Raw genomic sequence first — 14323 nt, 5'->3', positions numbered from 1 at the left:
GACCCGCCGTTACGGCTCGTGGCCGCGTCGTCGACTTTGACGCCGGTCTCCTTGGCCGTCTTCTCGTCGAAACGCACCGTGAGACCGGCGCTCTTCACCGTGAAGGTCCGCACGAGCAAGTACGACGGCTTCGGGAAGTCATCGTGCATCGCCACGGACACGTAGTCGCCGGGCGGCAGGTTCACGCTGCCGTTCGGGCTGTTGCGCTGGTCCTTGACCTCGTATTCCGTCGAGGTGCGGCGGTTCCACACGGTGAACATCTTGAACGAGACGGCGCCCCCGTTGACGATGCTGAGCTTCACCGGGTACGTCTTGGCCGCCCCGGTCGCCGCGGGCGCAGCCGTGCGGGCACCCGTGGAGACTTCTGTCGGGGCGACGACCTGACGCTGGTTCAGCGGCCGTACCCGTAGCCTGCCGTTCGCGGAGGTGAAGGCGTAGCGCCCGGTTGTCTGCCCGGCCTTGGGGGCGATCCACACGTTCGGTTTCGAGGCGCCTTTGCGACCGGTGTGCAGGACTTCGAGCCGCTCGCCGGTCGCGAGCGTGACGGTCTGCCGTGCCTCGCGCGGAGCCGGTGACACGGCGACGGTCGGCGCCGTATGGTCCGCGGCCCAGCCGTCGGCGGGAACGAGGAGGAGGGAACTCGTCGCGGCTACGCCTGTGAGTGTGGCGAGCGCGGTGTTTCGTAGTCGATTCCAGGGCAGCGGCATGTGCTGGCGGTCTCCCCGTGAGAGCGCTCCTGGAATGTCGTACGCCCAGGAGCTTGAGCGGTCATGCCATGACGACGATTTGGTATTTGTGTCGGTTGTCATACTTTGTGGCGTCGTGATGAGGTTGTGACTGACTTCGCCCGCCCGTGGCGATGACACCATTTGTTGTCATTTGTCATTCACCGACTGCTTCGCTCGACGGCTGTGGAGATTTCGGGTACGGGGGTGCCGATCCGGATGCCGATTCTCGGGAACGGCGCGATGCGTTTCAGGCTGGGCCAGGAATGCCCGCCCTCTTTTCGATCATGATGTGAAGACGCGGTCCCTGGCGTAGGCACTCCGGCTACGCTGACCGTCGTGATTATCTGGCTGAACGGGACGTTCGGTGCAGGCAAGACGAGCACCGCGAAGGAACTCGTGTCCCTCATCCCCGAGGCGCACTACTTCGATCCTGAGCAGGTCGGCTTCATGCTCCGGCACATCTCGGGCCTTCCGAAGGTCGAGGACTTTCAGCACTGGAGGCCATGGCGTGGCCTCGTCGTGGAGACGGCCTCGCACGTGCTCGAGTATGTCGGCGGGGTTCTCGTCATGCCGCAATCAGTTCTTGTCGAGCAGTACTGGGAGGAGATCCGTACAGGTCTCCGAGACGCAGGCATTCCTCTCCATCACTTCGTGCTTCACGCGGATGAGGGCACCCTCACTCAGCGGATCGAGAGTGACGCGGTCGAGATCGGTGCCCGGCAGTGGCGCCTGGATCATCTGCCGAAGTATCGCGAGTCGTTCACCTGGCTCAGCCGCGAAGGAGAGGTCATTGACACCGCGGCTGTCTCGCCGTCTGAGGTGGCCAAGGACATCGCAGCCGCCATTGAGCGCACGATCTAGGTCTCGAAGATGGGGTCCATGACGACCCCGCCGCCCTGGAGCACGGGCCGGATCCGCTTGCGGTAGATGTCCTCAGCGGACCCGATGGGACGGAGACACGCGTCAGCCGGTCGTCCAGGGCCGGAGTTTCTCGGGGTTGCGTACCACCCAGATGTGCTTGATCCTGTCGCCTGCGACGTCGAACGCGAACACCGTGATGGTGACGCCGTCTTGCTGAGCGACCAGGCCGGGCTGGCCGTTGACCGTGCGTTCCAGGAACGTCATGTCGCTGGGCGCTCGGTTGGCGATTTCGACCCAGGCGCGTGCGATCTGCTCGCCGCCTTCGATAGGACGCAGGAAAGTAGTGGCGAGCCCCCCGCCGTCGGCGATCGCCGTGGCGTTGGGGTCGAGCAGGCCGATGAGGGCGTCGATGTCCTTGGCTTCCCATGCCGCCTTGAAAGCCTTGACGATGGCGGCCTGCCGGGCTGCCGGCGTGGCGGGAGCCCGGGAGGCACGGATGCGGCGGCGGGCTGATGAGGCCAGCTGGCGGCATGCCGCCGGCGTACGGCCGACGATCTCGGCGATCTCCGCGAAGGAGTAGCGGAAGACGTCGTGGAGGATGAACGCGACGCGCTCGGCCGGGGTCATCGATTCGAGCACGACGAGGAAGGCCATGTTGACCGACTCGTCGAGGGTGACCCGGTCGGCCGGGTCATCGGGGGCGCCACCCGACCACTCCATGCGTTCGGGCAGCGGCTCAGGGATCCATTCGCCCACGTAGCTCTCTCGCCTGGCCCGTGCCGAGCTGAGCAGGTTGAGGCAGATGCGGCTGGCGACCGTGGTCAGCCAGGCGCCGGGGGATTCGATGGCGTCCTGCTGCTGCCGCGACAGGGCGTACCACCGGGCGAAGGCTTCTTGTACGGCATCTTCCGCTTCGGCCTGGGAGCCCAGCAGCCGGTAGGTGAGATTGATCAGCTGACGCCGCTCACTCATGATCGCGCTCAGGCGCGGATGGGGCCGGCCGTGTCCTGGCTCGGATGGGGTGGTCATAGCGTCGCCGGCCTCCATCGGTCGCATCTGCCCTCACCGGTTCGACAAGACAGCGCATCGGAATGTGAGGCCGGCGCGGCGCCTCACATTCCTGGGAGTCGCGTTGTCGAACTGCTGAGACGAACACATCATCCAGCGAGTACGGCACCGCCCGCCCGACCGGGCAACGCCGATCCGGCCGCGCTACGACTCGCCACACCACGACCAGCCCAGGAGGCACCATGACCATCTCGGTTCCGGCACCACCGTTCACTGACCCGGCGTCCGCGGAGCGCCTGGAGCGGGTGGCTGCCGCACTGACGGCGAACAATTTCGCCGTCGAAATCCTCGATGACGCCGCCGCCGCACGTACCCGCATCAAAGATCTGATTCCCGAGGGCGCCAGCGTGTTCACCGGGGCCAGCGAGACCCTCCGCCTGTCCGGCATCGATGAGGACATCAACACCAGCGGACGCTACGACGCCATCAAGTCACGCACCCTGGCCACGGACCGCGCCACCGGCGCCCGCGACATCTGGCGGATGATCGCTAGCCCCGACGTCATCGTGGGCAGCGTCCACGCGGTCACCGAAACCGGCTCCCTTGTGATCGCCTCGGCCAGTGGAAGCCAACTGCCCGGCTACGCCGGCGGCGCCGGCCGCGCGATCTGGATCGTCGGGGCGCAGAAGGTGGTACCCGACCTGGGCACCGCGCTGCGCCGCGTCGAAGACCACTGCCTTCCGCTGGAAAACGTCCGCGCCCAGGGGGTCTACGGGCAGCCCAGCGCCCTCAACCGCCTCCTCATCCTCAACGCGGAACTCGAGCCCGGGCGCGGCATCGTCTTGTTACTCCGCGAAGCCATCGGATTCTGAGCCACCAGAGGTCACCGAGTGGCAACGATGCCCGTGGCTGGATCGGCTATAGCTGTGCCAACCAGTCGGCGACGACGGCGAAGTCGGTACGTGTGAGACCGCGCTGAGGGTCAACGCGGTGGAGGAGAGCCTGTCCGTGATGGTGAGCGGAGACCCAGAAGCGATCGGCATCGGTGATTTCGTCATCCACCCAGACGAACGGGCGCCCAGCCGCCCACTCGACGAGGCCGCGGGTCTTCCAGTGCAGCGGGCCCTCCTCCTCCGAGTCCGGCCAATCCAGTACCGGCAACTCGGGCAAGCCGAGCAACGGGGCAATCACTTCGTTCGCATCGGCCATCCATGTCGTCGCCCACACCAGGTCACACGGCAGCGCCGACAACCGTGGCCCGTGCCGGGGATCGATCCTGGCCAGCAGCGGGTTTGAGCCTGCTTGCGGTCCTGCCTCGTGACCTGAGTGCGCACCGAGATGCGGCTGTGGCGCCCCGAACGGAATGAGTGGTCCATCGACGTCGAGGAACAGCAAGGGACGGTCCACAGAACCCGGCATTGCCGCAGAATAGCGATGGTCGAACACGGAGACGACGTTCCCGCACGGGATCTTGCTAGCAGGATCTGCCGCCGGGCTTGCGATGAGCGATCACGACGTACCGCTCGTCCCCGATCGGGCGGCCCCACAGCGCCGGGTCGGTGAGCTGTTCGTGGCGGTCCACGACGGCCAGAGGTTCGAGCGCCTCGATCAGTCGTTCAGCGGTCACGCCGCCGAGCCAGGGTAATTCTGGCGATCCGGGCGCGTAAGGGGTGCTGTTCGCCGAGGTCTGCCAGTGTCCTTCGACGAGCACCAGGCGTCCGTCGGGCCGTAGCAGGTTCAACCAGCGCCGAAGTGCTCCCTCAGGAGCGGGGAGCGTCCACAGGAGGTGGCGGACGAGGATCACGTCGAACGGTTCATGCGCTGCTGTGGGCGGGTCGCTCGCATCTCCCACCATCAACGGGATGTCGAAGCCGGCGGCGGAGAGCTTCCCGGCTGCCTGCTCGATCATGCGTGGGGACAGGTCGACTCCGACGGGCCGATGACCCCACTGGGCAAGGAGCAGGGTCAACGAGCCGGTTCCGCAGCCCAGATCGAGGATGTCGCAGGGCGAGCCGGGGAGCCATCCGGCGAGGCGGCGCCCCCAGGCATCACGGACCTGAGGATCGCGGAGCCCGTGGTCGGCCTCGTCGTCGAAGCTCTCGGCGGCTGTGTCCCAGTGGGAGGAGATGGGGGCGAGATCTGATGCCGGCATGGACGGATGGTCGCAGGCGGCACCGACAACCCGTCCTCGCCGGCGCGCTACTGGGCCGGATCGGTGTCGTAGTCGTTTCGCGCGTGCTCGACTTTGTCGAGGTTGGTGGTGGCCCATTCGGCGAGATGGGCGAACAGCGGAGCGAGGCTGCGGCCGAGTTCGCTGATCTCGTATTCGACCCGAGGGGGGACCTCGGGGTAGTAGGTGCGCACGATCATGCCGTCGCGTTCGAGTTGCCGCAGCCGCTGGGTGAGCACCTTCGGGGTGATCGTGGTGATCCGTCGTTGCAACTCGACGAACCGTTGCCGGCCGTCCGCGTTGAGGGTCCACAGGATCGGTGTGGTCCATCGGCTGAACACGATGTCGACGACTGGGCTGATCGGACAGGCGTGTTCGGGGTCGGTCGACGCGAGTGCCGTCCAGGTCGTGTTGTCAGCCATGCGCATCCCCTGGAGATAGTCACTTTCTTCTAGGTACCTACTATACCGACGGTGTTAGCGTCGCCGAGTCGCAGCAAGACCGCGATGCCTTCGCCCGGATCGGGCGTTGAGAACCACTCAGGGGAGCTGTTCATGATCGTAGTAATGGGAGCGACCGGCAACGTCGGCCGACCGCTCGTGCAGGCGCTCGCGGAAGCCGGCGAGCAGGTTACGGCGGTCTCCCGAGGGGTCTCGGACGCGGGCGTGCCGGAGGGCGTCCGGCACGCCCAGGCGGACATGACCGACCCCGAGAGCCTCCGGCCTGTTTTCGACGGTGCCGACGCGCTGTTCCTCCACGACGGTGGCGGCAGCGCGCACCCCTTCAGCCCACAGGACATCCTCGACGTCGCGAAGGCCGGCGGAGTGGGACGCGTCGTGTGGCTGTCCTCCCAGGGAGTCGTGACCCGGACGCAGTCGTCCTCCCACGGGGACGTGGGACGGTCCAGGGAGGACGCCGTCCGGCAGTCGGGCATGGACTGGACGATCCTGCGGCCCGGCGGCTTCCACTCCAACGCGTACGCCTGGGCCGGGTCGATCCGTACCGGCCGGACGGTCGCCGCGCCGTTCGGCGATGTCGGCCTGCCGACCGTCGACCCGGCCGACATCGCCGGGGTCGCCGCCACGACCCTGCGCGAGGACGGTCACACCGGGCGGTTCTACGAGTTGACCGGGCCCGACCTCGGCACACCCCGGCAGCGAGCCGAGGCGATCGGCGACGCGCTCGGCGAGCCCATCCGGTTCATCGAGCAGACCCGCGAAGAGGCTCGGGCGCAGATGCTGCAGTTCATGCCCGAACTCGTGGTCGAGACCACCCTCGACATCCTCGGCGAGCCCACTCTCGCCGAGCAGCGGATCAGCCCTGACGTCGAGCGGGTCCTCGGGCGTACGCCCCGCACCTTCGCCGACTGGGTCCAGCGCCACATCGCCGCCTTCCGGTAAGACCCCGGCGGTGAGACCCGGGTTCCAGCTCACGGGCCCTCTCGGATCATCCGGGAGGGCTCTCTCACCTGCGCGGCCGCCGGGTCGCGGCGCCGCCTCCACGCGGTCCTCCGTCTCCTCAGCTTGGCGGAGCTGCGCCGGCACCTGCACCTCGCGGTGGGGCGTCGTTCCGTGCCGGTGCATGCGGTGGGTATGGCCGCCGCCCATGGTGGAGGCGTGTTGACAGAACTGGACGAGGTAGCGGCTGGCCCGTTCGGTCGGGATCTGAGCCTGCGCCGGCTCGCCGCCGCCGCCGATCAGGCCGCTTCGGCAGTCGTACGCCTGCGCGCCGTCGTGCGCACCTACGCCCACATTCAGCATCATTCGGCGCGCCACCATGGCGGAGAACTCGCCACGCTGCTGCATCGCAGCGAACACGTCGACTGTGCCCAGCGACGACTCCTCGACTTCGTCCGAAGCCTGATCGCCGAGGCCGCCCAAGACGGAGACGTCCGCGACGACGTGGCCGCCGATGAACTGGCCGCATACTGCCTGCACGCCTTGACGGCGGCCGGTAGCGTCCCCGGTCAGGACGCCGTCCACCGCCTGATCGCCGTCACCCTGGCGGGGCTGACACCCTCGGCCTGAGTCAGGGCGCCGCGCCACTCTCGGACGCGGCTGCCCGCAGGGCTTCCGAAAGGCGGGCGACGGGCTCCGTCAGCGGGTGCGGAAGCCGTGCCAGCAGGATGCGCCGCTGTTCCTGGGGGCCGCCGTGCACCGCCACGATCCGCACGCCTGAAGGCGCGGTCGGCGTGAGCGACGCCGGGACCGTGGTCAGCCCGCACCCGGCGGCGACGAGATGAAGCTTGGCCAGCCAGTCACGGGCGGTGTGCGCGATCTCGGGACGTTCGTCCAGCCCGGGCCAGACGCCCATCAACTGCTCCTCACCGGTGGACGGGCCGGCGATCCAGCGCTGACCGCGCAGGTCGGCGACGTCGACGGAGTCACGCCTGGCGAACGGGTGGGTGGCGGGCACCGCAAGACGCAGGCTGCGCTCGGCGAGTGTCAGCAGTTCCAGCGGAGGTGATTCGGCGTCGGGCGGACGGAACGGCGGCGCCGATGCCAGCACCGCGAGATCCACGCTGCCGGCCCGCAACGCGCGGACCAGCGCGGGTGTGCTGCCCTCCCGCGAGATGACCCTGATGGCGGGGTGAGTGCGGCGCAGAGCGGCGATGGCACTGGGAACCAGGAAGGCGCCCGCACTGGTGAACCAGCCGACCCGTACGGTCCCGGCCTCGGCGGGCAGGCCGGCGAGTTCGCGTGCGGTGGCGTCGATCTGGTCGAGCACCGTCGTGGCCCGCCGCAACACGATGTGCCCGGCCGCGGTCAGCCGCACCCCGTCGCGTCGCCGTTCCAGCAGTGGGACGCCGGCCGCCCGTTCCAGTGCGGAGATCTGCCGGGAGACCGCCGACTGGGTGTAGCCCAGCGCGGCCGCCGCGGACGTGAGCGTGCCTCGCTCGGCCACCTCGCGGAAGACCCGGAGTTCGGTCAGCGAGGCGTTCGTGAAGTCCATGAATATTACGCATACCAGGTGTGCATAACTTTCGTTGGACGCATGTCTGGCGTCTTCCTAGCCTGGTCACATGGAATCCTTACGTGTCGCCCTGGTCACCGGGGCCAACAAGGGCATCGGCTTCGCGCTCGTCGAGGGACTGGCCGCCCGGATGGGCCCGGACGACGTGGTCCTGCTCACCGGACGAGACGCTCGGCGGGTCACGGACGCCGCCGCACTCGTCGCGAAGGCCCCCGGGACGAGGAGCCGGGTGGAGGGCCGGGTGCTCGACGTCACCGACGCGGGCGCCGTGGCCGAGATGGCCGCCGAACTCGGCGAGCGCCACGGCGGGCTGGATATCGTGGTGTCCAACGCGAGCGCCCTGCTCACCCGGGACCGGCCGCAGTCCGAGCAGGCCGATGAATTCATCGCCGTCGCCAACGGGGGCACGCACGCGATGTTGCGCTCGTTCGGCCCGGTGCTGCGCCCCGGCGGACGACTGGTCGTCGTGGCCAGTTCCCTGGGCACGCTCGGTCATCTGGACCCTCGGCTCCACCCTCTGTTCGACGGTGCGTCGCTCGACGAGGTCGACAAGGCCGTCGAGTCCTGGCGCGCCGCCGTCCACGCCGGTACGTCGGAGGGACTTGGCTGGCCGCGCTGGCTCAACGTGCCGTCCAAGGTGGCCCAGGTCGCAGCGGTGCGGGCGGTCGCGGCACAGCGGCGGGCGACCGACTTGCCCAAGGGCACGCTCATCGCGGCGGTCTGCCCCGGACTCGTGGACACTCCGCTGTCACGGCCGTGGTTCGAGGACTTCAGCCGGGCCCAGTCGCCGGCGCAGGCCGCGAGGGCGATTCTCGACCTGCTGCTCTCCGAGCGGGCCGACCCGGCCTTCTACGGCGAACTCGTCCGCTTCGGCGGCGTGCTGCCCTGGTACGGCGGAACGCCCCTCAACGAGGACCGGTCACTCACCGCATGACCTGCTTTCAAGCAGGAGGTTCTCCGTGAGTGCCATTCAGACATCGTTCGGCTCCGCCGGCACCGATGCCGCCTCTGTCGTTCATGGCGTTCATGGCGTTCCTGGCGAGGAAATTACGGCGATAATCGAATTCTGTTGTCACGTTTATGCCATTACGGACTGGGTCTCCCGATCTAATGCTGTCTCAGCTAATATCGTGAACTAAGCACGAAGATTCCCTGGCGGGTGGCGGGGTGGTTTCCAGGTTGAAGTCCGACGCGGGGGACCCATCGCGGGAGTGGCCCGCCACGCTTGACGTCGATGAGCTGCTTCAACGCGGATGGCGTGCCCAACCCTTCAGGCAATTCCTGCTCAAGGTCCACAGCCGCTGCAATCTCGCCTGCGACTACTGCTACGTGTACACGCTGGCTGACCAGAGTTGGCGTTCCCAGCCGATGGTCATGGATCCGCAACTTGTTTCGGTCACCGCCCGGCGTATCGCCGAACACGCGGACCATCACGGGCTGACCTCGGTTCGCGTGATCTTGCACGGGGGTGAGCCCCTGCTGGCCGGGCACGACTATCTCGGAAAAATCATCGAGATCATCCGTGCCGAAGTAGGTCCGAATCTGAGGGTCGACGCGGCCGTGCAGACCAACGCGGTGCTGATGGACGAGGCGGCGTTGCGCTCCTTCTGCGCCCTCGACGTAAGGGTGGGAGTAAGTCTCGACGGCAGCCCCCGGGGCAACGATCGGAACCGGCGGTACGCCGACGGCCGCAGCAGTTACGACGCCGTCGCACGCGGACTCCGCCTGCTGATGAGCGAGCCGTATCGGCACTTGTACAGTGGCGTGCTCTGCACGATCGATCTCGCCAACGATCCGATCGAGACCTATGAAGCGCTGGTGGATTTCGATCCGCCGACGCTCGACTTCCTCCTCCCGCATGCGACCTGGGACTCGCCGCCGCCAGGTGGTGGACTCGACCGGGCGGCGACGCGGTACGCGGACTGGCTGATCGCGATCTTCGATCGCTGGTATGACAGCGGGAGTGAGACCGTCATACGGCTGTTTCAGGAGATCATCCATGTTCTGCTGGGCGGCACCTCCGAGAGTGAGGCCATCGGGCTGACGCCGACAAGCCTCGTGGTGATCGAAACCGATGGCTCGATCGAGCAGACGGACTCTCTCAAGGTGGTCAGCCACGGCGCACCCGCGACCGGGCTGAACATCGTGGACCACTCTTTCGACGCGGTGCTGCGGCATCCTGGCGTCGTCGCCCGGCAACTCGGCTGGGACGCGCTCAGCGAGACATGCAAATCATGCCGGTTCGGGCGCGTCTGCGGCGGTGGGCTGTATCCGCATCGCTACCGGACGGGTGACGGCTTCCAGAACCCATCGGTGTACTGCGCCGACCTCTACCGATTGATCGACCACGTCCGGACGCGCCTCATCACCGACCTCCGGCGCTCGACCAGGTGAAGGAGTCGCCATGGAGCTCAGACCGCACCGCCTACCCACCGACGTCCTGGATCGATTGGCCGCCGGCGGAGGAGGCGCCGAGGCCGCGGAGCATCTGACCGCGGTGCAGTACAGCAGGCACCTGCTCCTCATCCGGGGGATACTCGACCAGGCGGTACGAGGAAGTGAGAGCGCGCACCGCGCGTACGACCTGCTCGCCGATCTCGCGAAGCAGGCTCCCGACGCGGTCGCACAGGTGATCAGGTATCCCGCGGTCGGCGCCTGGGCCAGACAGACTCTGTCGCGGCTGCTGAGGCGTTCTCCTGATCCGGTCGAACCGGCCCAACTCGGCGCCATCGCAGCCGTCGCGGCGATACGGGCCGGAGTCTCGGCCTGTGTCGAGGTGCCGTCCTCTGGAGGGGGGATCATGCTGCCCTCGATCGGGCGGCTGAGCCTGGAGACGGACGGCACACAGCTCGTCAAGCTGCGGGTGGACGCCTCAGGAGCGATCGACCTGGGGGAGTCGCGCACCGACCTCACTCAGCTCCATAGGTTGGCTTCAGCGGACAAGGCGATCGATCTCGTCGTCGACGATCTCGACCCGTACCGCTGGGTTCCGGCGGATGTGATCGACGGACGGCTGTCCGCAGACGAACTGCGCACGTGGGAGTCCTGTCTCGACACCGCGTGGCGAATGCTCGACGAGCATCACTGGACGATCGCCGGAGAGCTCCGGTCGATTGTGTCGGTCCTGACGCCGATCAAGGGCCCGGAGAGGGGGCAGAACAGCGCCTCCGCTCGCGACACGTTCGGGACGATCGCTCTGTCCACACCGCCGGACGGCCGCTGGCTCGCCTGCACGTTCGCGCATGAGATCCAGCACGCGAAGCTGGGCGCGATCCTGGACGTCGTGGACCTGACACTTCCGGATGCTCGGGAGTACTACGCTCCGTGGCGGCCCGACCCGAGGCCGCTGTCCGGCCTGCTCCAAGGCGCGTATGCCTACCTGGGCGTGGCCGGATTCTGGCGCCGCCAGCGCCTGGTCGACGACGACGAGTGGTCGCATGTCGAATTCGCGCACTGGCGTGCCTCGGCGTTCGAGGTGACCGAAACCCTGCTCGGCAGCGGGCGCCTCACCCCTGAGGGCGACCGGTTCGTCAGCGGGATGCGGCGGACGTTGTCCGCCTGGATGGACGAACCGGTGCCCGCCGCGGCGCAGGTCACGGCCCATCACGAGGCCGCCGGACACCGGAAGGCGTGGAACGCCCGCAACGGCCGGGAGCGGGTTACAGGGGCGGCGGGTCGAAGTCCCAGTCGATCCGCTCACCCTTGAGCGCCCGTTCCACATCCGGGTGATCAGGCCGAAGGGTCCGCTTGTACGCCTGCATCGTGGTGGTGCTCAGCTTCTCCGCCTCCTCCTCGGCTCCCGAGTCGCGCATGTCGATGGAGAGGTTGATCGCGGCAGCGAGGGTGAGGAAGTGCTCCTCCCCGAAGAAGTCGCCGAGTCGCCCGAGTGTCTGCTCACCTCGCCGGCGAGCCGCCGTGCTGTCTCCCATCGCGGCGAGGTCGCCGGCGAGATTGACGGCCGCGGTGAAGGCGTACTCGTGGTCGGGGCCGAGCGTTGCGACCAGGCCTTCGTAGGCCTCCGTGTCCTCTTCTCGCGCCCTGCCCGCATCACCGCGAAGCCGATAGAGGAGGGCGAGATTGGTCTGGCAGCCGAAACTGTAGGGATGCCGCTGTCCGTAGATCGTGCGGTAGCGCGGCAACGTGTCCCGTGTCAGTGCGAACGCGTTCTCCAGGTGGCCCGCCTCGCGAAGAGTGTTGGCGAGGGCGATCGCCGCGGCCATGGACTCCGGGTTGTCCCGGCCGAACAGTTTCTCCAGCCGAGTGAAGGTCTCCTGGGCCAGTTCGAGGGCTTCGGAGACGTCGCCGTTGCGCCGGAGAGCTATCGACAGGTCCTTGGCCGTCATCAAGGTGAGCGGGTGCTCCGGAGCCAACTCTCGTCGCCCGTACGCGTGAGCCGCCCTCCCGACGTCGATGGCCGCGGGGTAGTCGCCGCACAGCCGGACCACCCGCGCCAGCGAGTTGTAGGACATCTGGACGTCCCACTTGCCGACCCCCTTGGTCGCGCTGCTCTGCTCCAGGTAAGCGAGCTTGTGCAGCTCGCGAGCCTGGGCGTAATCGGTGAGCAGTGCGTGGTCGAGGGCCAGATTGTTGATCGCCCGCAGGGTGAGTGGATTCCTCGGGCCGTATTTCGCCTCGCTCGCGCTCAGTGAACGCGAATCCAGCTCCTGTGCCCCCCTGAAGTCGCCCAGTGCGCGCAGGTTGGCGGCATAGATGCTGGCGACACGTAAGGTCTCCGCGTGATCCGGGCCGTATGCCTCCCGCAGCAGGTCGAATGTCTCCTCGCTCAGCCGGCGGGACTCGGCGTACTCACCCAACTGCCAGCGCACCGTGCTGAGATGGCGGCGCAGTTGGAGGACCTCGGCGTTGGTGGTGCCGGACGCCTCAGTCCATTTCTCGTTGAACTCCTGGGCGAACGTCTTGGCCGACTGGTAGTCGCCCAGGCGGTACAGATAACGGACGATGTTGATGGCGAAGGCGCGTGGCATCCCCTCCGTGCACCTGGCCAGCCGGCAAGGCCCGATGTGCGGGAGCAACTCGCTGAAGTTGCGCCACATGCTCGTGTTCTCCGGATCGGCCGGAGCGCCTTCAGCGAGCAGGAGGTGGACCTCATGCCGAACCTCACGCTGTTCGTCCTCGAGCAGCGTGTCGCGGAGCAGGGCTTGTACGAGGCGGTGCACCTGGATGGTGCCGGTCTCCTGGTCGATTCTGGCGAGGGCGAACCGGCCGAGCTCGCCGAATGCGTCGAAGAGCATCAGGGGGTCGGTCAGGATGGGTCCCAACGCACCGCTCGCGATGGCCTTGTTGCCTCTGCGGAAGACGTCCATGGGAATGGGCTCGGGCCCGAAGAAGGCCAGACAGCGCAGCAGGGTGGCGGCCTCCGGCATTCTCTGCTCGATCGCCTGGACGGACAACTGCCAGGCCGCCGTCATCGACTGCGGGTAGTCCGTCGACTTGCCTTTGGTCAGCGTGCGTCGAGTCTGCCTGTCCAACTCCGTGATGTACTCGTCGGTGGTCATCCCCGTCTGAACCCGGTAGGCCGCAGCCTGCTCGATGGCCAGGGGAAGGTCGCCCAGGGCCTCGGCGAGGCGGTCGGCCTCCGCGGTGTCGAGATCTTTTCCGAGCCGCTTCCTCAGGAAGGCGACGCTCTCCTCACGGTCGAACACGTCGACGGCGATGCTCTCCGTCGCGGCACTCCATCGAGTGTTACGCGATGTGATGAGCACATGCCCCGGCCCGCCGTCGGGAATCAGCTCTCTGATCGACTCGGGATCGTCCGCGTTATCGAAGATCAACAGCCAGTCTTCGTACGGGTCGCCCTGCTGGAGAGCCTTACGGACCGCTGCCGCGGCCTCCTCGATGCCGACCAGGCTGGCCGGCGGCAAGCCCAGTTCCGGTGCCAGGCCGGCGAGCGTGGCCGGCACGAGCGAGGGCTGGTCCGCGGTGACCCACCACACCACCTGATAGGAGTGGCGGAACTTCCAGGCGTACTCGGTCACGAGTTGGGTTTTGCCGACCCCACCCAGCCCGTGCAGGGCCTGAGGCGTCGGCGTGTGGGCGATGACCGCGGTCGGCGTGGGTGAGCGCATGCTCGACCTCAAGCGTTCAAGCAGGGCCTCACGCCCGGTGAAGTTCCGGTTTCTCGGGGGGATCTTTCCCCAGACCCGGGGCATCCGTGTCGGCGTGTGCTCGCTGACCTGCTCATCCACGTTGCCCTCCAGTCGCTCTCCCGCAATTCGAATCCTAGGATTGATTTGACCGAACTGCCGTCACAGAATCGCATATAAGCGCAGAGGATCCGCTTGGTCGGCCATTAGCCGTAATTGTGGGTGACCGTAATCTAAGGGGACAGGGTGAGCGAAGAGGGTGGGACCGGCCTCATCGACGTCAGCACGATCGATCTCGAAACTCTCAAGAGTGTCGACTCGGCCGTCCTGAACAGGGCGTATCGACGGCTCGCCACGGACGACGACGGCGCGATCGCAGGATTCCAGTCTGCACTTTAACTGCAAGGGTACATTTGTATCAATTGTGATAATTCCACATCTGCTCGCGGAAGGCGCCCGAATAGCTGGCAGAATCGCGG

Annotated in this window: 15 protein-coding genes; 8 read left to right on the top strand and 7 right to left on the bottom strand. The window is 67.3% G+C overall.

Annotated elements, in window-relative coordinates; all coding sequences use genetic code 11:
* Positions 1-707, bottom strand: a 707-nt coding sequence (locus Psi02_RS25260) for a hypothetical protein (RefSeq protein WP_203978120.1), incomplete at its 3' end; no start/stop codon positions are given.
* A gap of 357 nt (positions 708-1064) precedes the next feature.
* Here Psi02_RS25260 and Psi02_RS25255 point away from each other — a divergent pair.
* Positions 1065-1589: a DEAD/DEAH box helicase family protein gene (locus tag Psi02_RS25255; protein ID WP_203978119.1), complete on the top strand. Its 525-nt coding sequence runs from the start codon at positions 1065-1067 to the stop codon at positions 1587-1589.
* A 102-nt stretch (positions 1590-1691) separates the two neighbouring features.
* Here the strand turns inward: Psi02_RS25255 and sigJ are convergent, their stop codons facing one another.
* A complete protein-coding gene (sigJ, locus tag Psi02_RS25250) occupies positions 1692-2618 on the bottom strand; it encodes an RNA polymerase sigma factor SigJ (protein ID WP_203978118.1) in 927 nt (308 codons plus the stop codon).
* A 221-nt stretch (positions 2619-2839) separates the two neighbouring features.
* Here sigJ and Psi02_RS25245 point away from each other — a divergent pair, with 221 nt between their 5' ends.
* On the top strand, positions 2840-3469 hold the full coding sequence (locus Psi02_RS25245; protein WP_203978117.1) for an LUD domain-containing protein: 630 nt from the start codon (positions 2840-2842) through the stop codon (positions 3467-3469).
* A 46-nt stretch (positions 3470-3515) separates the two neighbouring features.
* On the opposite strand, the gene Psi02_RS25240 is transcribed toward Psi02_RS25245, so the two are convergent.
* Genes Psi02_RS25240 through Psi02_RS25230 form a run of 3 tightly spaced genes read right to left on the bottom strand, consistent with a single transcriptional unit; the run spans position 3516 to position 5189 of the window.
* Positions 3516-4043, bottom strand: a complete 528-nt coding sequence (locus Psi02_RS25240; protein WP_239095136.1) for an HAD domain-containing protein — start codon at positions 4041-4043, stop codon at positions 3516-3518.
* Between the two features lie 28 nt (positions 4044-4071).
* A complete protein-coding gene (locus Psi02_RS25235; RefSeq protein WP_203978116.1) occupies positions 4072-4749 on the bottom strand; it encodes a class I SAM-dependent methyltransferase in 678 nt (225 codons plus the stop codon).
* A 47-nt stretch (positions 4750-4796) separates the two neighbouring features.
* Positions 4797-5189: a winged helix-turn-helix transcriptional regulator gene (locus Psi02_RS25230; protein WP_203978115.1), complete on the bottom strand. Its 393-nt coding sequence runs from the start codon at positions 5187-5189 to the stop codon at positions 4797-4799.
* Between the two features lie 132 nt (positions 5190-5321).
* Here Psi02_RS25230 and Psi02_RS25225 point away from each other — a divergent pair, with 132 nt between their 5' ends.
* Both Psi02_RS25225 and Psi02_RS25220 read left to right on the top strand, forming a co-directional pair.
* A complete protein-coding gene (locus tag Psi02_RS25225; RefSeq protein ID WP_203978114.1) occupies positions 5322-6167 on the top strand; it encodes an SDR family oxidoreductase in 846 nt (281 codons plus the stop codon).
* A gap of 123 nt (positions 6168-6290) precedes the next feature.
* Complete coding sequence (locus tag Psi02_RS25220) at positions 6291-6794, top strand: SbtR family transcriptional regulator (protein WP_203978113.1); 504 nt, start codon at positions 6291-6293, stop codon at positions 6792-6794.
* Between the two features lies 1 nt (position 6795).
* Here the strand turns inward: Psi02_RS25220 and Psi02_RS25215 are convergent, their stop codons facing one another.
* On the bottom strand, positions 6796-7719 hold the full coding sequence (locus tag Psi02_RS25215; RefSeq protein ID WP_203978112.1) for a LysR family transcriptional regulator: 924 nt from the start codon (positions 7717-7719) through the stop codon (positions 6796-6798).
* Between the two features lie 70 nt (positions 7720-7789).
* Here Psi02_RS25215 and Psi02_RS25210 point away from each other — a divergent pair, with 70 nt between their 5' ends.
* The 3 genes from Psi02_RS25210 (at position 7790) to Psi02_RS25200 (ending at position 11446) form a co-directional block, all read left to right on the top strand.
* On the top strand, positions 7790-8674 hold the full coding sequence (locus Psi02_RS25210) for an SDR family NAD(P)-dependent oxidoreductase (protein ID WP_203978111.1): 885 nt from the start codon (positions 7790-7792) through the stop codon (positions 8672-8674).
* Positions 8675-8907: 233 nt separating this feature from the next.
* Entirely contained in the window at positions 8908-10134 is a 1227-nt protein-coding gene (locus Psi02_RS25205) for an FxsB family cyclophane-forming radical SAM/SPASM peptide maturase (protein WP_239095135.1), read from the top strand.
* Between the two features lie 10 nt (positions 10135-10144).
* Entirely contained in the window at positions 10145-11446 is a 1302-nt protein-coding gene (locus Psi02_RS25200; protein WP_203978110.1) for an HEXXH motif domain-containing protein, read from the top strand.
* Here Psi02_RS25200 and fxsT read toward each other — a convergent pair.
* The gene (gene fxsT / locus Psi02_RS25195) at positions 11400-13946 is read right to left on the bottom strand and encodes an FxSxx-COOH system tetratricopeptide repeat protein (RefSeq protein ID WP_239095134.1); all 2547 of its coding nucleotides are present in this window, start codon (positions 13944-13946) and stop codon (positions 11400-11402) included. The two genes, Psi02_RS25200 and fxsT, sit on opposite strands and share 47 nt — an antisense overlap.
* 144 nt (positions 13947-14090) lie before the next feature.
* Between fxsT and fxsA the strand changes: the two genes are divergently transcribed.
* Complete coding sequence (gene fxsA, locus Psi02_RS41120; protein WP_203978109.1) at positions 14091-14243, top strand: FxSxx-COOH cyclophane-containing RiPP peptide; 153 nt, start codon at positions 14091-14093, stop codon at positions 14241-14243.
* Positions 14244-14323 lie beyond the last annotated feature (80 nt).

Origin of the sequence: Planotetraspora silvatica (assembly GCF_016863315.1) — a bacterium.
GTDB lineage: Bacteria > Actinomycetota > Actinomycetes > Streptosporangiales > Streptosporangiaceae > Planotetraspora > Planotetraspora silvatica.
This window is presented reverse-complemented; position numbering and strand designations above follow the sequence as displayed.

What these genes read in the sequence shown, in the direction of transcription:
- sigJ (WP_203978118.1), bottom strand. Translation starts at nt 2,618, where the DNA reads ATGACCACCCCATCCGAGCCAGGACACGGCCGGCCCCATCCGCGCCTG.
- Psi02_RS25245 (WP_203978117.1), top strand. Translation starts at nt 2,840, where the DNA reads ATGACCATCTCGGTTCCGGCACCACCGTTCACTGACCCGGCGTCCGCG.
- Psi02_RS25235 (WP_203978116.1), bottom strand. Translation starts at nt 4,749, where the DNA reads ATGCCGGCATCAGATCTCGCCCCCATCTCCTCCCACTGGGACACAGCC.
- Psi02_RS25230 (WP_203978115.1), bottom strand. Translation starts at nt 5,189, where the DNA reads ATGGCTGACAACACGACCTGGACGGCACTCGCGTCGACCGACCCCGAA.
- Psi02_RS25225 (WP_203978114.1), top strand. Translation starts at nt 5,322, where the DNA reads ATGATCGTAGTAATGGGAGCGACCGGCAACGTCGGCCGACCGCTCGTG.
- Psi02_RS25215 (WP_203978112.1), bottom strand. Translation starts at nt 7,719, where the DNA reads ATGGACTTCACGAACGCCTCGCTGACCGAACTCCGGGTCTTCCGCGAG.
- Psi02_RS25210 (WP_203978111.1), top strand. Translation starts at nt 7,790, where the DNA reads ATGGAATCCTTACGTGTCGCCCTGGTCACCGGGGCCAACAAGGGCATC.
- Psi02_RS25200 (WP_203978110.1), top strand. Translation starts at nt 10,145, where the DNA reads ATGGAGCTCAGACCGCACCGCCTACCCACCGACGTCCTGGATCGATTG.